Annotated in this window: 5 protein-coding genes; all 5 read right to left on the bottom strand. The window is 29.1% G+C overall.

Features of this window, described 5'->3' with window-relative positions:
• Nucleotides 1-1966 (bottom strand): beta strand repeat-containing protein (locus tag MBBAR_RS08490; protein WP_143746180.1); only part of this gene is annotated, 1966 nt, incomplete at its 3' end.
• Nucleotides 1967-2511: 545 nt separating this feature from the next.
• Nucleotides 2512-3378, bottom strand: coding sequence for a radical SAM protein (locus MBBAR_RS08485; protein WP_080460930.1), 867 nt, complete (start codon nucleotides 3376-3378; stop codon nucleotides 2512-2514).
• 436 nt (nucleotides 3379-3814) lie between these two features.
• Nucleotides 3815-4372, bottom strand: a complete 558-nt coding sequence (locus tag MBBAR_RS08480; protein ID WP_080460929.1) for a methanogenesis marker 17 protein — start codon at nucleotides 4370-4372, stop codon at nucleotides 3815-3817.
• 173 nt (nucleotides 4373-4545) lie between these two features.
• Nucleotides 4546-5787 carry a methanogenesis marker 15 protein gene (locus MBBAR_RS08475; RefSeq protein WP_080460928.1) on the bottom strand — a complete coding sequence of 414 codons (1242 nt, stop codon included), beginning with the start codon at nucleotides 5785-5787 and terminating at the stop codon, nucleotides 4546-4548.
• The gene (locus MBBAR_RS08470; protein WP_080460927.1) at nucleotides 5787-6314 is read right to left on the bottom strand and encodes a methanogenesis marker 5 protein; all 528 of its coding nucleotides are present in this window, start codon (nucleotides 6312-6314) and stop codon (nucleotides 5787-5789) included. The genes MBBAR_RS08475 and MBBAR_RS08470 overlap by 1 nt, the downstream gene beginning before the upstream one ends.
• Between the last annotated feature and the right edge of the window lie 166 nt (nucleotides 6315-6480).

Raw genomic sequence — 6480 nt, 5'->3', positions numbered from 1 at the left:
TACGATTAGTTGTGTAATTAAGACTCCAACCACCAGTAGAATTAACAGAAACATCTGTATAAAGATTACCATCAACAGTAACATTAACACCAGTTATACCAGTATAATTAGCTAACTGACCAGAAATAGTAACATTGTTGCCAATATTCGCTGGATTATTACTAACAATTATACTAGAATTAGTAGTTAATTGGAGGGAATTAAAAGCTACAGTATCATTTACATTATCTAAAGTAGCAGCTAAAGTTTGAGTGCCAGTTGTAGCTGTTGCATTATAAACAAAACCATCAGCACGACTACTATTAAACTTATCACCATTGAAAGTTCCATTAACAACAAAATCAGGTAAAAATTCAACACCATCATTACTAAGCGTAGTATTCAAAACTAATAACATAAAACTAACATTATCACCAAAATGAACACCATCCAAACTAGAAGTATTAGTAATATTCAAAATAAAATGATTAAGAGTATCAACACCCAAAATCATACCAGTAATATCATTAACACCCCACCAATTACGATCAAAACTACTATTATCATTATGACCAGTAATATTAACACCAACAGAAGCAATAATACGATTATACTCAACAGTAACATTAACCAATGAACCAACACTTAAACCAGTAAAATTCAAACCAGCCTTAGTAGCAAAAATAGTATTACCACGAATAATAAAATCAGTCACATTAGTAACACCACCACTAGTATAGAAATAAAAACCACCACCACTAGTAGCATTAATAGTATTATTCAAGAAATTAACACCCTTAACATTACCATTATACAAAGAAACATAAACACCATAACTAACACCAGTAATATTGTTGTTGGCGAAGGTTATATTGGTGTTGTTGCTGCTGTATACATACAGAGCAACACCATATGTTGTTCCTGTGATGTTGTTATTGGCAAAGGTTATATTGGTGTTGTTGCTGCTGTATGAATCCATAGAAAAACCACGTGTTCCTGTGAAGTTGTTGTTGGCGAAGGTTATATTGGCGTTTTTGCTGCTGAATGCAGACAGATCAACACCATTGTTTGATCTTCCTGTGATGTTGTTGTTGGCGAAGGTTATATTGGCGTTGTTGCTGCTGAATGCATACATAAAAACACCATAGCCTGATGTTCCTGTGATGTTGTTGTTGGCGAAGGTTATATTGGCGTTGTTGCTGCTTTGTGCATACAGATCAACACCAGAGAATTTTCCTGTGATGTTGTTGTTGGCGAAGATTATATTGGTGTTGTTGCTGCTGTATGCAGGCAGATAAACACCATAGCCTGATGTTCCTGTGATGTTGTTGTTTTCAAAAACCAAATTAGCAGACGAAACAGGACTACTAGAGCTACCATTACCTAAGTATACACCAGAATAACCACCAGTTATATTATTACCACTAAATAAAACATCAAAAACAGTCCTATCAGTAGATTTACCGAATAAATAAACAGCACCATGAAAATTAGTAGCTATACTGGATTTAATAATATTATCCTTAATAACAACACCTGTTATAGGATTAGCACTACCACTACTACTTAAATTAATACTAACACCAGAAGTAGTAATATTATTATCACTAACAGTCAAATCACTACAATTAGATTTTATAGCTGTAGCATAACCACTAATAGTTAAATTAATAATCTTTACATTAGTAGCATTAATATTAAACAAAGTACCACTAGATGATGTGAATTTAGCACCACCACGATTCTTACCAACAATAGTAGCATTACGACTAATATTAAGCTGACCCCAATCAACATACTCACCATTAGCAAAACTAATCACCAAATCATTATCATTATCATTATTAATAACACTTTGAAACTGTTCAGTAGTATTAACTGTAGTAAAATTATGATTAGCTGCACTAACACTAGATAAAGCTAAAAAGATAAATAAAACACACACAACAAAAATAATTGGCTTAAAAAATTTATTTATTGTAAACATTTTCGTTTTTTCACCTCCTGATCCAATCAATCAGTATATATTTAAAAAATACATAGTACAATGAGAACACTCACTACACTACAATAATATAATATAAAAAAACTACTATAAAAAACTTCCTACCCAAAAACAAAAAACAAACCAAACGTCATTAAAAGAATAAAAAAATTAAAAACTAAAAAATAATAAACAAGACAATAAGAACCCATATGAACGAATAAACACAGCAAAAAGAAAAAAACAATAGCTATCCCCCCCCCCCCCAGCTTTAAATTAAAATTAAAGGAATATTAAAAATAATTAAAAAAAAAATTATAACAAATGATTAATCTTCATAATTTTATAAAAACTTCTAAAAATACTCTAATTTAAACTTAAAGAAAATTCATAAATATTAAATATTATCCAAAATTAAATCATCTTTAAAAAAAACCTTTTGGTAATATAAATATTATATTGCATTATTACCAACTGTTTTATGAAAAAATAATAAATAAAAAATAAGTATAAATAAATAAAAAATAATAATAAAAAAATTTAATATATTAATAATGACTTGCAGGAGTCATTCCTAAATGCTTATCCTCACTTTTTTTGCCAGGAATTCCATAAGCATCTGCTCTACATTGAGTGCAAGCTCTAAAAACTGGTAAAACTTCTTCAACTTCATCCCTAACTTTTTCAATCTCAGCACAAGTAGGACGAGGATAATCTTTCATTTTATTTAAAGGAATAAGGGGAAGAACATTCATAAGAGAAGCACCTCGTTTTTTAACTTCTTTAGCTATTTCAACGATGTGTTCATCATTTAATCCTGGAATTAAAACACTATTCACCTTAATAATCACTCCAAGATTACTTAATTTTTCAATTCCTTCAAGCTGGTTTTTAATCAGGATTTCAACAGCTTCTTTTCCTTTGTAGATTTTGCCATTGTAATTAATAAAAGTATAAATATCTTTAGCAATTTCAGGATCAACAGCATTAACAGTGACAGTAACTGTGTTAACTCCTAGTTTAGCTATCCTTTCAGCATAATCAGGAAGTAAAAGACCATTGGTACTCATACACTTAATTAAGTCAGGATTAGTTTTGCCTAATTTTTCAAAAAATTCAAATGTAGCTTCATTAGCTAATGAATCTCCAGGTCCAGCTACACCAACCACAGCAATTGGTCCTTCTTTAGTCACATTTTCAACATGTTCTATTGCATCATCTGTATTCATAACACAAGAAGCAACACCTGGTCTGTTTTCATCTTGGTTGATGTCTCTTGTACAAAAATTACAATAAATATTACATTTAGGAGCAATAGGAACATGAGCCCTGCCTACCTTATCATGCATTTTCTCATTAAAACAAGGATGAGCCTTAGTTACATGAGCAAAACGACTACCTTTAAGTTCTTCCATAATGTCACCTTATAACAGATTAATAATGATAAAATTCTATATATTAAATCTTATATCTCATTTTATTATATAATTATTAATTTAATTTTATTATATAATTTTATAATTTTATTATATTTAATTCTATATTCAATAACTCTCTTAATTAAATAACTATAAAAAAATATCTCTCAATACTCTAACAAATCTCTCTTAATTAAATAATTCTAATAGATTTAATAATTTTATAATAATTAAATTATAATGAAACTATATTATATAAATAATATCTATTTAAAACTATTAATATATATGTTGTAACTACCTATTAAATTTTGTTATAATTAAGACGAACAAAATAAATATTATAAGTAGTTTTTAATGAAAATTTTTATAAAATAATGTATTATAAAGGGGATATGATGTATTATAAAAATAATGTATTATAACTGATATTTTAGGAATATGTTAACTCTTCAACATATTTTAAGCCTTTATCTAACCATTCATCTTTAATTAACTCATCAGTACAAACAATAGCAATAACATCATCTTTTGAAATATCTCTAATTATTCTAAATCCTTCTGGAATTATTCTAAATATTGCATCATAAACCCTCTTTTTTAAATTTTCATAAGGATCATCAATAACAAGATTATTTAAATTATCGTCTTTACCTTCAAGAATAAAACTAAATCGATCTGGCTGATGAACATTTTCCCTTCCTTTTTCAAGCCATAATTTTTTTAAAATATTTGGGAGATAATTTTCATCTTTTACTCTAATTATAGTCTTATTTGATTCTTTATCATATTCAATAGAGGTCACATCACCTAAAATAGTAAAATTAGAGGTTTTATCCATTTTAATAGCTAAAATAAATACAACCTCCTTAGGATCAACAAAAACTCTCATATCTTTAACAGAAGGAGAAAGTTGAAGGTCTTGAAAGATTTGTTTTATTATCATCTCATAGACTTTTGCACCCTCTACATCTGTAGACTCAACAAGCATAAAATTCACCTAAAGAATTCATATAAATATTATTGAAATATCATTTATATACAAATATTATCTAAATATTATCTAAATATTATCTAAATTATCTAAATTATCTAAATATAATTTATATATCTAAATATTATCTAAATATATCTAACTATTATTTAAATTATCTAAATATCATTTTATTTATTCTCTTGACGTTTACCCATTCCAGAAACTAAAAGTGCAGAACCAACAGCACCAATATGTTGAGAATACTCAGGAACTATAACATCAATACCACCAAGAGTTTCACTAACAGCTTTAACAAGTCCAGAGATAAGAGAAGTTCCTCCAACTTGAATCAAAGGTTCCCTAATATCAATTTCTTGTAATTGTTGTTCATAAACCTGTTCAGAAACAGAACGACATGCAGCTGCAGCAACATCAGCTTTAGAACCTCCAGCAGCAAGAGTAGTGACTAAATCTTGAATACCAAATACAATACAATAACTATTTAACATAGCTTTTTTATAATCCCCTTTCATAGCTAATGGACCAAGTTCAGTAATATCAACATCTAAACGACGAGCAGTCATCTCTAAAAACCTTCCAGAAGCACCTGCACAAATACCACCCATAGTAAAATTATCTGGAATTCCATCATTAACAGTAATAACTTTATTATCCATTCCACCAATATCTAATACTGTTGCATCTCCTTTTTGATGATCTGCAAGATAAACTGCTCCTTTGGCATTTACAGACAATTCTTCCTGGACTAACTCAGCTTTCATATTTTTTCCAATTGTGAGACGACCATAACCAGTAGTTCCAATACCTTCAACATCATCAAGAGTATAACCAGTACCTTCAAAAGCTTCATCAGCAGCACTATACACAGATTCCATAATATCCTTAGTTGGAGTCCAACCAGTTCCAATGACTTTATTATTTTCCATTAAAACAACTTTTGTAGTAGTAGAACCAGAATCAACACCCAAAGTTAATCCTTCTTGTTTTTCACGAGCTAAAATACTTCTTCTTGCAACAGATGTTGTTAATGCTTCCATACGGATAAATAATTCATCTGCTTTTGTTCTTTCAGTGAATGAGTAAGTTACAACAGGAATCCTAGTATTTGCCTGAATAAATCTCCTTACTTCATTTCTGACTAATGCTCCTTCTGCACATCTAAAACAAGTAGCTATAAAAACAGCATCAGCTTTACTTTTACCCTCAACAATTGACATAGCTCTTGCAATCATGAGTTTTAAACTAGAACTTTCAGCAGAAAAACCAAACTTCTTATATGCTTCATCAATATAATCAAGGTCAATTTCAGGAATAACAATCTCTGAGCCAAATGTAGTAGCTGCTTTTTCTATCTCTTTTTGAATACCACTATATTCTGTACCACAAGAGATTAAAGCTATTTTAACCATTAGTCATCCTCCTTAAATTCTTTATCTGATGAAATATCTGGACTATCTGAACTTTCTAATATTTCTGAGTTTTCTGAAGATTCTGAAGATTTTGGAAGAGAATCTAAAAATGTATTTATTTTATTAACCATATCAGTAGTTTCATCCTTATTTTTAGGGTATTTTAACTCAAGAGTTGGAACTCCTCTTTTTCTAAGGTTGAATATAGATAATTCATTTGTTCTTGCACAACCAATACACCCAAATCCAAATGGAGCATCTTCAACAATAATAGCTGCTTCAGCTTCCTCAATTAAAGGTCCAATAAGAGACATTCTTCCACGCACACCAGATGGAACCTCAATAGCTGCATATTTTAATCCCTTAATCGGATCCTCTTCAGTAAGATTCATAGGAGGAGAATCAATATCAGGATCTTTAACTTTTTTCCTAACAGCTTTTTGGAGAGCTAGAACTTCATGTCCTTTTCTCTCAATTAAATCTGCTAAAATTAATGAATTTGGTGGGAATATAGCTACCTTTACCATTTTATCACATTTTAATATATTAATAGTTATTTTTATAAAATTTATTATTTCTATAAAAGTTATTTCTATAAAAGTTATTTTTATAAAAGTTGTTTGTATAAAAGTTGTTTGTTAAAACTTATTTGTAAAAATTTATTTGTATAACATTTATTTAATCATAATTATC

Source organism: Methanobrevibacter arboriphilus JCM 13429 = DSM 1125 (genome assembly GCF_002072215.1).
GTDB lineage: Archaea > Methanobacteriota > Methanobacteria > Methanobacteriales > Methanobacteriaceae > Methanobinarius > Methanobinarius arboriphilicus.
The sequence above is the reverse complement of the archived record's forward strand: the minus strand, read 5'-3'. Positions and strand labels throughout refer to the sequence as shown.